Here is a 15,015-nt window from a genome sequence, read left to right as displayed (position 1 = left end):
GGAGGGATAAGATGTTAGAATCAATTAAAGAACGAATTACAGTACGCAATAAGTTATTGCTTTTTATTCTAATTCCATTATTTATAATTTCGGTGATATTGCTTTATAGAAATTATACAGCAGTAACAACATCTATAACAGAAACAGTAGAGGAGACTAGCTTACAGCAGACAGAAGGCTATACTCAGGTAATTGATAACTGGCTGGAAGCCAAAAAGAATGAAACAAGGATATTGGCTAAAACTCTGGAATTAGAAGAAGGGTGGTCGGAAAATAGAGATGTCTGGGCATTAGTAGATAAACTGGACCGAGAGGCTCTCGAGGATACCTTCGAATCCTTGATGTTAATTGACCGTACTGGTCGGGCCTGGACAACTCAGGATAGATCTATTCATGATGTCAGCAATAGAGATTATTTTCTTGAAGCTAAGAGAAAGAATGAGTTAATAGTTAGTGAAGCGATGCGTTCTAAAATGACAGGAGAACATATCTTTACTATTTCTCTACCAGTTAAGAATGAAACTGGTAAGACGGTGGCTGTATTGAGCGGTACTACTTTATTGAAACCGCTCCAGCAGATTGTAAATAATATGGGATTGGGTGAGACCGGTTATGCCTATTTAGTCGAGGGAGATGGACAAGTAATTGCTCATCCAACTCAAGCACTGGAATTAAATATATTAGATAGTAGTCAGGAAGCAATAACTAAAAACTTGGCTAATATCGGTAAGAAGATGGTTGCTGAAAAGAAGGGAACTGATCGGTATACTTATCAAGGTCAGGAACAGTATGTTTATTATCATCCGGTTGAAGGGACAGACTGGTCGCTTGCTCTAATTGTACCGGTTGAAGAATTGACGGCAGCCGGCAAAAAGATTGTAACTCAATCTACTATCGGTTACATAGCTTTATTTTTAATTATTGCAGCAGTAGTCTTCTTTATTTCTAATTCAATTGGCAAAACTATAAATGAGATTTTAGATGTCTTAGACAAAGCAGCTGATGGAGATTTAACTGAAAGGGCTGAGTCTAAAACGAATGATGAGTTGGGCAGAATGGCTGATGCTATAAATCGAACCTTTGATAGCTTTGCTGAAACTATTAATAAACTGATAAATATGGCTGATGAGGTTGCATCAGCAGGACAGGAGCTGTCTGCTTCGGCTGAAGAAGCCGATGCAACAATTGAGACTACCAGTGACCAGGTTGACCAGATGGCCGGTGGTATTCAGCAGGTTGCTGCCAGCAGTCAGGAAGTAAATGCTTTTTCTGAAGAGGCAACTGCTACAGCTCATGAGGGTAATGAGAATATTGAAACAGCAGTAGAACAGATGAAAGAAATTGATCAAAAAGTTAATGATGTTGAAACAGTAGTTAAAGATTTAAGTGAGACATCAGAAGAGATTGAAAAGATTATTCAGTTGATTACTGATATAGCAGATCAGACGAATCTATTGGCTCTGAATGCTGCTATTGAAGCAGCCCGGGCTGGAGAACACGGCCACGGTTTTGCAGTAGTAGCAGATGAGATTAGGGAATTGGCAGAACAGACAGGAGAAGCTACTGAAGAGATTGCTGGTCTAATTACTGAAACTCAGGAAGGATCTAAAGAAGCAACAGAAGCTATCAATGCTGGAGTAGCAGCGGTAGATAAAGGAGAAAGGATTATTACTGAAGCCGGTAATGCCTTTGAAGAGATTACTCAGGCTATTGAGGAAACCTCGACTCAGGTGCAGGAGACTAGTTCTGCTACTCAGCAGTTGGCCAGTAACAGCGATGAAGTGGCCAGAGCAACCGACCAGATTGAGGCTATTTCTGATGAGATTACAGATGCTTCAGTGGAATTGGCTCATCTGGCAGAAGACTTAGAAAGTATGGTTAAACAGTTTGAGGTATAAAGAGTATTAAATTTAATATCAGCAATTGAAGGCACCTTTGGAATTTCGAGAGGTGCCTTTTTTAGATTGCAATTTTATTGATATATTATGTCACTTGCAATATTTTAACATATACTTCTTATTTGTAATTACCTAATATAATCAATGTATGCATTTATGATATTACAGGGATAGTCAATATATATCCGCCGCTTGCCGTTCATTCGGCCTCCTGCCTCATTCACTCTCAAAAACTAACCCTTCACCGTCCATGGTTCCGGGTTAGTTTTAAGAGTCGCTCTGGACACATATTGACTATTGATAATAAAATATATTGCTGTGATTATCACCAATGAGAGTTATTGAAAGCATATATTGACTATTTATGGTATTACAGAACAGAAATTTCATTGGTTTGGGTTTTAACGCTTTCCCTCAGATAATTTTGCACAATTTAGTTGATATCTTGCAAAGAGCGACTTTAAATCATAACACTAAGATTTATTTACTGCTGAGTGACTAGGACTGATTTCTGGAGCGTTTGCAAGATATCAACTCTAAACTGCAACAACATATCAACTTAACTCTGTTTAATCCCAAATGCACGTAACAGAATCTGGCACATAAATATACCATAAAGCAGATAAGAAAGGAGGGATAGAATGGACGGCCTATCAGTTGCTCGCAATATTTTGGTTCAGGAAAGGGTATTATGCTTTCTCTACCGCCGCTTAGACCAGCAGGTTACTGATGAAGAGTTGGATGAGATTGTAAATCGATTACGGAGGTTACAGAGACAGCAGCTTCAATTACTGAATGAATTAATTGAAAAATTGGAGATACCAATGCCGCCGTCGGGAGTGCGGTATGCAGAATATATAGTTCAGCGGGGGGATACACTTTTCTTAATTGCGCAACGATATAATACTACTATAGCTAATCTTCTGCGGGTAAATCCTGGTATTGAGGACCCGGATGATATTCAGGTAGGAATGAGGATTAAGCTGCCGATTATTTTACCGCAGCCGCCGGAGGATTACTTTGAGTATACTGTTAGAATGGGGGATACACTATTTGAATTAGCAAGAAGATTTAATACTACTGTTAATGAACTTGTCTTCTTTAATAGCATCAGCAACCCGGAGCTTATTTATCCGGGACGGATCTTAATTATACCTTCTGATGAAGAATAATAGGGTAGATATTATGGAATGATTTAAGTGTGGGGGTGTCCCCCACACTTATAAAAATATTTGATGTGGCAATTATTTTGATATATTATAGTAAGTAAATAGAATTCTCTGTTAGGAGGATAGATATGAATTGGTTAGCGATCATCTTTGGTAAAGGATGGCCGCAGAGAATAATCATTTTAGGGGCTGTTATACTTTACATATACTTAGGCTTTACTAAACCAGAGGTAGCCAAAGAAGGAATTAATGGTGCCGGCAAAACATTTTTAAACTTATTTACTCTTATTTTTGCAGCTCTATTGATTTCTAGAGCTATTGGACTTTTGCTGCCAGAGGAGACAATCTATCAGTGGTTTGGGGAAGAGACGGGGGTTTTAGGAATTATCCGAGGCGGTCTATTAGGCGGTGTTCTGCAGGGCGGTCCTTATGCTGTCTATCCAATTATTAAATCAATCTATGATAAAGGAGCCCACATTAGTGTCGTAATAGCGATGTTATTAGGGTATGGAGCTATCGGTTTAGCTAGAATACCATATGGATTCTTCTTTTTTGAACCTAAGATTATCGGATTAAGAGTATTACTTGCTTTGCCGGTGCCGATAATAGGCGGGCTTTTAGTTTATCTGTTTTTTTAATAAGTTATTGATTAATCTGCTGGAGGTTTTATCATGCTTGGAGTTAAATTAACTAAAGATTCAGATCGATTGGGAACAGAAGAAATATTGCCGCTGCTTATTAAACTTTCGGTACCGGGGATTATAGGAATGTCAACTCAGTCGTTATATAATGTAATTGATAGCATCTATATAGGACGTTTAAGTAAAGAAGCTCTTTCAGCTGTCTCCCTAGCCTTTCCGGTTCAGATGATATTGATTGCTATCGGAGCAGGGACCGGAGTAGGAATTAGTTCATTGATTTCTCGCCTGTTAGGGCAAGGAAGAGAGGATAGAGCCAGTAATGCAGCTGGACATGTAATGTTGATTACTTTAGTCTATGGTTTGGTATTCTGTCTACTAGGAATATTATGGTCTGATGAATTAATTAATATTTTTACTGATAATTCTACTTTAATTGCTATGGCAGTTGAATATATTAGAGTTATTATGATGGGATCGCTGGCAATATTCTTTCCGATGATTGCTAATAATATTCTGCGGGGAGCCGGGAATACTTTTGCTCCAATGGTGATGTTGGTTATTGGAGCGGTGTTAAATATTATTCTTGATCCTTTTTTAATCTTTGGTATCGGTATCTTCCCTAAGTTAGGTATTCAGGGTGCTGCTGTGGCTACTATTCTGTCCAGATTGATCGGCGGAATCTTTATTGCTTATATATTATTTTTGCAGCAGAATCAGATTGAGTTTAGTGTAAAGAAGTTTGAATTTGATTTTCAGCTGATTAAAGAGATTTACCGGGTTGGACTGCCAGCTATGGCTATGCCGCTGTCGGCCAGTGTGATGATTGCCGGAGTTAATAAGATTATAGCTGGCTATAGCACTCTGGCTATTGCAGTTTTTGGTATTTACTTTAGGCTGCAGTCTTTTGTTTTTTTACCGATTGTTGGTTTGAACCAGGGATATATGCCGATTGTGGGCTATAATTACGGTCATAAGAATCCGGAGCGAATGAAAAAAACAATTAAACTGGGGTTAGCAGTTAGTTCTGTCTTTACTACTATCGGTTTTATTACTTTTCAGCTCTTTCCCCAGGAGTTGATTCAGTTATTTAACCGTAGTCCTGAATTATTGGAGATGGGGGTAACGGCTTTAAAAAAGCTAACACTTGCTTTTCCAATTATGGGACCAGCTTTAGTTGCTTCTGCTACTTTTCAGGCTGTGGGGAAGGGAGTACCTAGTTTGATTCATTCTGTTACTAGACAGGTTTTTTTCCTCTTTCCAATTATGTATGTATTAGGTGAAATATATGGTTTGGATACTCTCTGGTATGCTCTACCGATTGCTGAATTTATTGCTGCAGTGGGAATAATTATCTGGATGGTTATTACTTTTCGTACCCTCTTTACTGAATTGCAGAGTACTTCTGTTGCTACAGAGAACTCTCAATAAGAATTATTTTCACTAATGGTCTATCGGTGCTCATTCTATAAATTTGCTTCTACTACTTTTTAAAGGAATATTGATATAATGTTGCAGTTTAGAGTTGATATTTTGCAAACGCTCCGAAAATCAGCCCTAGTCAACCAGCGATAAATTATCTTTATAGCTACATTTGAAGATCCTAGCTTATATGTTTAACCATTTCTCTCTTATGGGGCTGCTTTAAAGTCGCTTTTTGCAAGATATCAACTAAATTGTGCAAAATTATTTGGGGAAGCGTTTAAAATCAGATTAATGAAAATTTTGTGCTGTAAATAGTCAACATTTCTCTGGAGCGACTCTTAAAACTGACTCGGAACCAGGGATGGTGGAGAGTCAGTTTTTGAGAATGAGTGAGACAGGACGTCGAACGAATGGCAAGCGTAAGAGATTTGTTGACTATAATTTGCAATATCATGAATGAAACTATATTGGCTGCAAATAGGAATTGACACATTATATCAATTTAATTTTATGATAAAAGCTTTCTCCAACTTGCAAAAAGCATAATCTTCTAGACAACAAGAAAAAATACGTTTAATGTAATTAATCTTCCACTCCTCGGCAATAATAGAAGTAGAATAGAGTGAGGAGGTAAAGGTATGAGAGTGCCAGACCATATAGGAATTATTCCTGACGGCAATCGTCGTTGGGCTGAAAGCAAGGGGCTTTCTAAAGAACAGGGCTATACACATGGACTCAGTCCAGGAGTGAAACTGCTTAGGCTCTGTAAAGAAGTTGGGGTTAATGAGGTTACTTATTACGGATTTACTACTGATAATACTGAGCGGCCGCCGAAACAGATTACTGCTTTCAGACAGGCATGTGTAGATGCCGTTGAGATGTTGGCTAATGAAGATGCATCTTTGTTGGTAATTGGTGATAGGCAGGCCGATGAATTTCCGGATGAGTTAGAGTCGTATACTGAAGAGCGGCAGCCCTTTGGAAATAATGAAATTAAAGTTAACTTTTTAGTCAATTATGGCTGGAAATGGGATTTAAATAGTCTAAGTCAGGCAGATGAAGTATCACGGCGGAAGCTTAAAAATCAGTTGAATTCCAATCAGGTTTCCCAGGTTGATTTAGTTATCCGTTGGGGGAATCGTAGAAGGTTAAGCGGCTTTTTGCCGGTCCAGTCAGTCTATGCTGACTTTTATGTTGTAGATGAGTACTGGCCTGATTTTGAGCCAGAGCAGTTTTATGAAGCGCTGGAGTGGTATGATAAGCAGGATATTACATATGGAGGATAAAAATAAGCTCAAGAGACTTCTGTGAACTACTCGGTATTGAAATACCGAGCTTCATGGTCGCCTGCTTTTATGGGAGTTACCCATAATATCAAGCAAGTTACCCAATTGGCGTGTCCAACGCCACTACTCCTATCTAGCATAAGTGCTAGACTCAGAGATACTTTTACTTTGCTCAAGATAGAAGTGTAAGCACCTCTATAAGTGCTTACTAGAAGATTTAGTGTCTTCTATCTACAACGAGCACCCTGAATATTTTACACAGTAGAAGTTTAGCTACTGCAACCTCCAATATTCACTTGTAATCCATATTCAAATTATAACAAATTATGAAGCAAATATCAATTGTTTAAATTAATATTTGCTAATCCTTATATCTCCCATTTGAAAATGGGAGATATAAGGATTATTTCCTAACTAATAATGAGAAGTCTTTTATTTTAAACAGGAATTAAAATAAAAGCACAAAACCGATGCGTAGATGTATTACTCTAATACATCTACGCATCGGTTTTTTATTTTCTATGAGTTCTTTAGTACTATGTTATAGCCAGTATTTTAGTGGTTTTATTATTATAGAATGAAAGATAATGATACAGTTATGAATCAAAAATGAATATCTTTTTCAATTTAATTTTTATATCTATTATTTATAAAATCGCTCAATCACTGATATGGCGGGGGATATAAATTTTTTTCTTTAATTTCAGTATAGTTGGAATGAAGCTTGCAATTATTAATAGGTGAAGGTTAATAAAGAGATTAAAAATAATAATTTGGAGGTGTAGTAAATGGCTGAAGTAACTTCACTAGATGAAGCATTAGATCAAGTTAAAGATGGAATGGAAGTAATGATTGGTGGATTTATGTCTTGTGGGACACCTAGAAAAATAGTTAAAGGTATGGTAGAAAGAGAAGTTAAGGATTTAACTATTATTGCTAATGATACAGGAAAAACAAATGATGGAATAGGAAGATTAATTCGTAATAAACAAGCTGAAAAAGTAATTGCTAGTCATATTGGGCTTAATCCAGAAACAGGTGACCAGATGAATGATGGAGAGTTGGAAGTAGATTTAGTTCCTCAAGGTACTTTAGTAGAACAGATTAGAGCAGCTGGTGCAGGTTTAGGAGGTTTCCTAACACCTACTGGAGTAGGTACTGTAGTAGAAGAGGGAAAGGATAAGATTGAGATTGATGGTCAAGAGTATTTATTAGAACTTCCTATTACAGCAGATGTAGCTTTAGTTAAAGCCTGGAAGGCTGATAAGAAAGGAAATCTCGTTTATCGTAAGAGTGCGAGAAACTTCAATCCATTAATAGCAATGGCAGCTGACTTAGTAATAGTAGAAGCAGAAGAGATCGTTGAAACTGGAGAGATTGATCCTAATGAAGTAATGACTCCGGCTGCCTTTGTAGATATCATTGTTGGAGGTGAAGAGTAATTATGGATAAGCAAACTAAAAGAGAGATTATTGCTAACAGAATTGCGGCAGAGTTGAATGACGGCGATATAGTTAATTTAGGTATTGGACTGCCGACTATGGTAGGGGACTATGTATCGGATGATATTGATATTACTCTACAGTCTGAGAATGGATTTTTAGGCTTGGGGCCAGCACCTGAAGAGGGAGATGAGGATAAAGACTTAGTTAATGCTGGCGCACAGCCAGTAACTATTAAAGAAGGTGGAGCCTTTTTCGATAGTGCTGATTCTTTTGCAATTATTCGCGGTGGACATGTTGATATTACTGTTCTAGGAGCACTGCAGGCAGATGAACAAGGGAATCTTGCTAATTGGATGATTCCAGGTAAGTTAGTACCCGGTATGGGAGGAGCAATGGATTTAGTAGTCGGAGCTCAACAGGTAATTATTGGTACAGCCCATACTATTAAAGGAAATCCTAAAATTTTAAAAGAATGTGATCTACCTTTAACAGCCAAAAAACAGGTTGATTTAATTGTAACAGAAATGGGAGTTATGAAGGTTACAGAAGACGGATTAGTATTAAGAGAAATAAATCCTGAGTTTACAGTAGATGAAGTGCAGGAAGCAACAGAAGCTGAATTAATTATTCCAGATGATCTAGAGGAAATGGAAGTTTAACAATTAACAGGAGGGATTAACAATGGAAGAAATTGTAATTGCAAGTGCAGTGAGAACAGCAATTGGCAGTTTTGGTGGAAGTTTAAAGAAGGTTTCTGCTATTGAGTTGGGAACAACTACAATTAAAGCAGCTTTAGAAAGAGCTGAATTAGATGCTGGTGAAGTAGATGAAGTAATTATGGGGAATGTCTTACAGGCTGGTTCAGGCCAGAACCCGGCTCGTCAGGCATCAGTTAATGCCGGCTTACCTGTGGAGACACCGGCTATGACTATCAATAAAGTCTGTGGTTCAGGTCTAAAGGCAGTTAATTTAGCTGCCCAGGCAATTAAAGCCGGAGATGGAGATGTATTTGTTGTTGGCGGTATGGAGAATATGAGCCAGGCGCCTTATGTTCAGAATAAAGCCCGCTGGGGAGAGAGAATGGGCCACGGCAAATTAGTAGATACAATGATTCAAGACGGCCTTTGGTGTGCATTCAATGATTATCATATGGGTATTACTGCTGAAAATGTAGCTGAACAGTGGGATATTAGTCGTGAGGAACAGGATGAGTTTGCTGCAACCAGTCAGCAGAGAGCTGAAGCGGCATTAGAGGAAGGTAAATTCGAAGATGAGATAGTACCTGTAGAAGTACCGCAGCGAAAAGGAGACCCAGTTGTATTCGATAAAGATGAATATCCCCGCAGTGGAGTAACAGCTGAAGGATTGGCTAACTTACGTCCGGCCTTTAAGAAGGATGGAACAGTAACTGCCGGTAATGCATCAGGAATCAATGACGGAGCAGCTGCATTAGTGGTAATGACTAAGAGTAAAGCTGAGGAATTAGGAGTAGAGCCACTGGCTACTATTAAGAGTTATGCTTCAGCAGGAGTAGATCCAGCTATTATGGGAACCGGCCCGATTCCTTCTTCTAAGAAGGCATTACAGGAGGCGGACTTAACAGTAGAAGATATGGACTTAGTAGAAGCCAATGAAGCTTTTGCATCCCAGTCTCTTGCAGTAGTTCAAGATTTAGGATTGGATACTGAAAAGGTAAATGTAAATGGAGGAGCAATTGCTTTAGGCCATCCGATTGGTGCTAGTGGAGCAAGGATCTTAATTACTCTGTTACATGAGATGAAGAAGCAGGACTCTAAGTATGGACTAGCCACTCTTTGTATCGGCGGTGGACAGGGAGCTGCTACAGTAGTAGAAAGATAAATAATAAATTTCAGGGGGGATTAAAGTGGTAAAAAAATTGTCCAAGTTCTTTGTGTCCTTAATTGAAGAATATCTACCTGACCCGTTCTTATTTGCGATTGCTTTAACTGCAGTTGTTTATGTTTTAGGAATTGTAATTGCTGGAAATGGTCCAATGGAGATGATTGGACATTGGGGCGACGGCTTATGGAATCTATTGGCTTTTGCTATGCAGATGTGTTTGGTCTTAATTACTGGCCATGCGTTAGCTAATACGGATTTATTCAGTAAAATATTGAAAAAGATTGCTTCCATTCCTGATTCGGCTGGAGGAGCAATAGCATTAACAACCTTTATTTCTGGTCTCTGTTGCTGGATTAACTGGGGGTTTGGTTTAGTTATTGGAGCCTTATTGGCAAAAGAGATGGCCAAACAGGTTGAAGGTGTAGATTATCGCCTCTTAATAGCCAGTGCTTATTCTGGTTTTGTTATCTGGCATGCTGGTTTGGCCGGTTCGGTACCTTTAACAGTTGCTACTGAAGGCCACTTTATGGAGCATTTAATGGGAGTTATTCCGATATCAAGTACGATATTCAGTTCCTATAATCTTATAATATCTGTTGTAGTACTGCTTACAATTCCTTTCTTAAATCGAATGATGCTGCCCGATAAGGATGAGAGAGTAATTGTTGATCCTGAAGTATTAAAAGAAGAAGACAGTGCTGGAAATTCTGAACCTGAGTTAAATACTGTAGCAGACAGATTAGAAAATAATATGTTAGTTTCTTTTGTTTTAGGCGGTATGGGAGCAGCTTATTTGCTTAATTATTTTGTTAACAATGGTTTTGCTCTTAACTTAAATATTGTTATCTTCTTATTCATGACTTTAGGAATTCTTCTGCATAAAACTCCGAAGAATTATCTTAATGCTTTTGAAACAGCTGTAAAAGGCTGTAGCGGAATAATCTTACAGTTCCCGCTGTATTCAGGTATTATGGGAATGATGGTAGGTTCCGGTCTGGCAACTATCATGTCAGAATTCTTTGTCTCTATTGCAACACAGACAACACTTCCTTTCTTTAGCTTCTTAAGTGCCGGAATTGTAAACTTCTTTGTTCCTTCTGGCGGAGGACAGTGGGCTGTACAGGCTCCAATTATGGTACCTGCTGCAGCAGATCTAGGAGTCGATATCTCTAGGATTTCTATGGCTGTTGCCTGGGGAGATGCCTGGACTAATATGATTCAGCCTTTCTGGGCTCTACCTGCATTAGGAATTGCTGGTTTGGGTGCTCGTGACATTATGGGCTACTGTATAATGGTATTAATGTGGAGTGGAGTTATAGTAAGTTTAGGTTTAATGTTTCTTTAAGGATTTAGATTAATCTGATATATAGATTTAAATTGATAAAAGATTGAGTAAAGAAGCTAGGATTTTTCCTAGTTTCTTTATATTTAGAAGAAAATTTTGGGCTAAAGGTAAAGATTAGCTTTGTAAAAAATGTTAAAAAATGATATATTGATAGGTAATCTTAAACGGAGGAGGGGGAGCATGAAAGTAGCCGAGATAATGACTAAAGATCCTATTACCTTATGTAAAGAGGATACTATCGGAAAGGCAGCAGAGATATTTCATAATGAGAGAATAGATGGTGCCCCAGTTGTTGATGCAGAAAATAAATTGATAGGTATCTTTACCAAAAGCCACTTAATGAAAGCGGTTAAAGAAGGGCTGGAAAACAGCATAGCTGTAGGAAAGTTAATGCAGACAGACGTAATGAAGATAACAGAGGATAGGACTTTAGAATCAGCCTGGAAAATAAAGATAGGAAGGCTGCCGGTTGTTGATAAAGATAATGGGTTAGTTGGTATCTTAACTAGAACGGATTTAGTTGAAGCTTTTTATACACAGTCACAGAAAGTGGTAGGAGAATTAACTACAATACTGGATTCATCCCATAATGGAATTATTGCTATTGATGTAGAGGGTAGAATTATTACTTTTAACTCGGCTGCTGAAGAGATCTTGGGCTATAAAGCAGAGGAAGTTTTAGGAAGGCAGATTGCAGATATTATACCGAATACAGGTTTGATAAATGTATTGGAAACAGGAGAGGAAGAGTTTGGAGAAAAGATAAATGTAGGAGATGTTGTTGCTTTAACTAATCGAAGTCTAATCTATAAGGATGGAGAGCTAAGGGGTTCAATGGCTATCTTTCAGGATATTTCTGAGTTGGAGAAGGTATCAGAAGAATTAAATACAGTTAAGAATTTGAATAAAGAACTGGACGCAATTATTGAGTCAGTTTCAGATGGTTTATATGTTACAGACGGCAATGCAGATACAATTAGAATTAATAGTGCCTATGAGGAGATAACAGGGATTAAGAGTGAAGAAGTATTGGGCAGGAATATGGAAGAGTTAGTAGAGGAAGGCATATTCTCTGAAGCAGTTACCTTTCAGGTGTTAGAGAAGGAAGAATCGGTAAGCGTCATGCATGATATCAAAACAGGAAAACAGGTCTTAAGTACCGGGAATCCTGTCTTCAATGAAGAAGGGGAAATAGTTAGAGTAGTAACCACTGCCCGGGATGTGGAGGAATTAAATCACCTTAAACAAGAGTTGGAAAAGACTAAAGAATTAAGTGAAAAATATTATTCTGAGCTGGAGAAACTGCGTTCCCAACAATTGGAGTTTGATGAAATAGTAATTAAGAGTGGAAAAATGGAGAGGGTCTTTGATCTGGCTTTACAAGTAGGTAGAGTTGATTCTACTGTTTTGATTACTGGTGAATCCGGGGTAGGTAAAGAGATTATTGCCCGAACAATCCATAAAGTGAGTGATCGTAGAGATGGGTCATTAATCAAAGTTAACTGTGGGGCAATTCCGGATAACTTATTGGAAGCAGAATTATTCGGTTATGAGGAGGGAGCATTTACCGGGGCTAAATCCGAAGGGAAGATGGGGATGTTTGAGTTAGCTAATGATGGTACTCTATTTTTGGATGAAATAGGTGAGCTGCCGCTGAATCTACAGGTTAAATTGCTCCGGGCTTTACAGGAAAAAGAGATAATGAGAGTCGGTGGGACTGAAAGTATTGATATCAATGCTAGAATTATCTCAGCTACTAACCAGGATTTAGAGCAGATGACAAAGGAAGGAAAGTTTAGAGAGGATCTTTATTATCGCCTTAATGTAGTACCTATCTATGTTCCTCCACTGCGAGAAAGGAAGGAAGATATTACTCCATTGATTTCTCATTTCCTACAGGAGTTTAATGAAAAGTTTGAAGTTAATAAAACAATTGCTTCGGCTGCCATTGAGGCTTTAGAGAATTATGATTGGATGGGAAATGTAAGAGAATTAGAAAACTTGATTGAAAGATTAGTAGTGATGACCAGTGAACAGATGATTACTTTAGACTGCCTTCCGGAGCATATTAAGAAAAAACAACAGGGTAACTTAGATATTGAAATCTTTGATATTATTCCCCTTAAGCAGGGGGTTTCGAAGGTGGAGGAAGACTTAGTAAAGATGGCTTTAGATAAGTACGGTAGTACCTATAAGGCTGCTGAAGTTTTGGGAGTAAGTCAGCCTACAGTAGTAAGGAAGAAACAAAAATACGGGATTTAACAGAATAAGATTAGCTATTAAGGGAAAATTTTGTTATTTTAATTTCACACTGCTATAATAATAATCACTTGTCTTAAACTGTTGATTAAAAGGAGATGCTACTAGTGAAGACATTAGCTGATCTTATTCTGTATAACGGAAAGATTATTACTTTAGATGGAACAGATAGGATAGTCGAAGCAGTTGCAGTTAATAAAGAAGAGATTATTGCTGTAGGAACTAACGAGGAGATAAAGGAATTTATGACTGATAATACCCAACAGCTTAATCTCGAGGGGAAGACTGTAGTGCCTGGCTTTATCGATAGCCATGTTCACTTTGTACAGACCGGTTTGAATAAGTTATTCTTAAACTTTACTGGCGTAGATAGTCGAGAAGAGATGTTGAATTTAATCAAGAATAGAGCCCAAAAATTACCAGCTGGAGAATGGATTTATGGCGTCGGGTTTGATGAAGAGAATTTTGCTGATCCACAGCCGCCTACTAGATGGCAGTTAGATAAGCTGGTTCCTGATAATCCTGCCTGGTTTAGCAGAGTTGACTGTCATTCCTGTGTGGTGAATAGTAAGGCTTTGCAGTTGCTGAATATGCCGCGTAATATTTTAGGCTTAGATAGAGATAGAAAAGGTAGGGTGACAGGAGTTATCAGAAATAAGGCTAACTTTGAAGTGAGAAACTGGGTATTAGGCAATATTCCTAATAGAAAGCGGATGAAGGCAATACAAGTTGCTACTAGGTTGGCTTTGGAGGTCGGGATTACTACTATTCATAGTATGGAAGGCGGAGGCCTATTTAGTGAATTGGATTTACAATTGTTGCTGGAAGTTAAAGACGAAAATCCTTTGGATATAGTACTCTTTAATCAAACTATGGATGTAGACAGGGTTTTAAGTTTAGGATTGGATAGAATCGGAGGTTGTATTGCTTTAGATGGTTCAATTGGTTCCCGAACAGCAGCCTTAATAGAGCCGTATGCCGATGAACCTACTACTAGAGCGCGGTTATATCACAGCCAGAAAAGAATTAATGAATTTGTAACTACAGCCCATAAAGCAGGACTACAGATTGCAGTCCATGCTATTGGCAGCCGGGCTATTGACCAGATATTAGAAGCTTATCAAGTAGCCCAGAAAGAGTATCCGAGGGATAATCCTAGACATAGAGTAGAACATAATGAATTGATCAATCAACAACAGATAAATAAGGCTAAAGAATTAGGAGTAACGCTTTCTATGCAGCCGGCATTTGAGTATTATTGGGGCGGAAGCGCTGGTATGTATAGTACTCGATTAGGAGAAAAAAGAGCCAAAAGAACAAATCCCTTTCGTGATATTATAGATGCTAATTGTTTGATGATCGGAGGCTCTGATAGCGATGTAACGCCGATGGATCCATTATTGGGGATTCATGGAGCAGTAAACCATTCCAATCCTACTCAACAGTTAACTATAAAAGAAGCATTAAAGCTGTTTACTATTAATCCAGCTAAGGCAGCTTTTGAAGCAGATATAAAAGGAAGTATCGAAGTAGGAAAAGCGGCTAATTTGACTGTTTTGAATCGGGATATACTAACAGTTCCTTCAGATGAGATTAAAGATATTGAAGTGATGAAGACAATTATTAAGGGCAGGATCCATTATGCGCGGTATTAAAGCAGGTATAGTCAAAAGCAGACTAACTTTGA

11 protein-coding genes are annotated in these 15,015 nt (G+C 38.2%); all 11 read left to right on the top strand.

Annotated elements, in window-relative coordinates:
- Positions 1-11: 11 nt before the first annotated feature.
- Complete coding sequence (locus acear_RS09470; RefSeq protein ID WP_013278795.1) at positions 12-1,898, top strand: methyl-accepting chemotaxis protein; 1,887 nt, start codon at positions 12-14, stop codon at positions 1,896-1,898.
- 641 nt (positions 1,899-2,539) lie between these two features.
- Entirely contained in the window at positions 2,540-3,070 is a 531-nt protein-coding gene (locus acear_RS09465) for a LysM peptidoglycan-binding domain-containing protein (RefSeq protein ID WP_013278794.1), read from the top strand.
- A gap of 125 nt (positions 3,071-3,195) precedes the next feature.
- Positions 3,196-3,705: a permease gene (locus tag acear_RS09460; protein WP_013278793.1), complete on the top strand. Its 510-nt coding sequence runs from the start codon at positions 3,196-3,198 to the stop codon at positions 3,703-3,705.
- 33 nt (positions 3,706-3,738) lie between these two features.
- A complete protein-coding gene (locus tag acear_RS09455) occupies positions 3,739-5,136 on the top strand; it encodes an MATE family efflux transporter (RefSeq protein ID WP_013278792.1) in 1,398 nt (465 codons plus the stop codon).
- A 632-nt stretch (positions 5,137-5,768) separates the two neighbouring features.
- Positions 5,769-6,416 carry a polyprenyl diphosphate synthase gene (uppS, locus tag acear_RS09450; RefSeq protein ID WP_013278791.1) on the top strand — a complete coding sequence of 216 codons (648 nt, stop codon included), beginning with the start codon at positions 5,769-5,771 and terminating at the stop codon, positions 6,414-6,416.
- A gap of 788 nt (positions 6,417-7,204) precedes the next feature.
- Positions 7,205-7,858: an acetate CoA-transferase subunit alpha gene (gene atoD / locus acear_RS09445; RefSeq protein WP_013278790.1), complete on the top strand. Its 654-nt coding sequence runs from the start codon at positions 7,205-7,207 to the stop codon at positions 7,856-7,858.
- A 2-nt stretch (positions 7,859-7,860) separates the two neighbouring features.
- Positions 7,861-8,520, top strand: coding sequence for a 3-oxoacid CoA-transferase subunit B (locus acear_RS09440; protein ID WP_013278789.1), 660 nt, complete (start codon positions 7,861-7,863; stop codon positions 8,518-8,520).
- 22 nt (positions 8,521-8,542) lie between these two features.
- Positions 8,543-9,721: an acetyl-CoA C-acetyltransferase gene (locus acear_RS09435; RefSeq protein WP_013278788.1), complete on the top strand. Its 1,179-nt coding sequence runs from the start codon at positions 8,543-8,545 to the stop codon at positions 9,719-9,721.
- A gap of 25 nt (positions 9,722-9,746) precedes the next feature.
- On the top strand, positions 9,747-11,069 hold the full coding sequence (locus acear_RS09430; RefSeq protein WP_013278787.1) for a short-chain fatty acid transporter: 1,323 nt from the start codon (positions 9,747-9,749) through the stop codon (positions 11,067-11,069).
- A 180-nt stretch (positions 11,070-11,249) separates the two neighbouring features.
- A complete protein-coding gene (locus tag acear_RS09425; protein WP_013278786.1) occupies positions 11,250-13,331 on the top strand; it encodes a sigma 54-interacting transcriptional regulator in 2,082 nt (693 codons plus the stop codon).
- 104 nt (positions 13,332-13,435) lie between these two features.
- Complete coding sequence (locus acear_RS09420) at positions 13,436-14,983, top strand: amidohydrolase (protein WP_013278785.1); 1,548 nt, start codon at positions 13,436-13,438, stop codon at positions 14,981-14,983.
- Positions 14,984-15,015: the final 32 nt, after the last annotated feature.

It is taken from the genome of Acetohalobium arabaticum DSM 5501, from assembly GCF_000144695.1.
GTDB lineage: Bacteria > Bacillota > Halanaerobiia > Halobacteroidales > Acetohalobiaceae > Acetohalobium > Acetohalobium arabaticum.
The sequence above is the reverse complement of the archived record's forward strand: the minus strand, read 5'-3'. Positions and strand labels throughout refer to the sequence as shown.